Origin of the sequence: Luedemannella helvata, from assembly GCF_039528415.1 — a bacterium.
Classification (GTDB): domain Bacteria; phylum Actinomycetota; class Actinomycetes; order Mycobacteriales; family Micromonosporaceae; genus Luedemannella; species Luedemannella helvata.
On record NZ_BAAALS010000134.1, the window covers coordinates 1 to 569 of the forward strand.

At 69.9% G+C, this 569-nt stretch carries 1 protein-coding gene; it reads left to right on the top strand.

Going from position 1 to position 569, the window contains the following annotated elements; translation table 11 throughout:
- The coding region (locus ABD191_RS29120) for a penicillin-binding transpeptidase domain-containing protein (RefSeq protein WP_344089199.1) at positions 1-569 on the top strand (569 nt) is incomplete at both ends.

Below are 569 nucleotides of genomic sequence, written 5' to 3' on the forward strand. Positions count from 1 at the left end.
CGGGCGCGCAGTGGGCGACCGTGACGGTCATGGAGGCGAAGACCGGCCGCCTGCTCGCAGTCGCCGACGTCCCCACGGTCGACCCCAACTCGCCGTCCTCGGTCGACTCGGACGACCGCGGCTCGCGTGCGTTCACGGCGCCGTTCGAACCCGGCTCGACCTTCAAGGCGCTCACGTCGGCATCCGTCATCGACGCCGGCAAGGGCGACCCGACCGCGGGCGTCACGGCCGACTACCAGTACCTGCCGTCGAACGGCGCCGACATCACCGACAGCCACGGTCACGGCCCGACGAACTACACGATGACGGGCATGCTCATCGACTCGTCGAACACGGCGATGTCGCTGTTCGGCGAGCGCGTGAGCGACGAGCAGCGATACGAGGACATGCTCGACTTCGGGCTCGGCTCGGTCAGCGAGGTGGGGTTCGCCGGCGAGGCGGCGGGCGACCTGCACGGCGGCCCCGAGGCCTGGGATGCGCAGACGAAGTACGCGACGATGTTCGGGCAGGGACTGACGACGACCGCCATCCAGATCGCCAGCGTGTACCAGACGATCGCCAACGGCGGC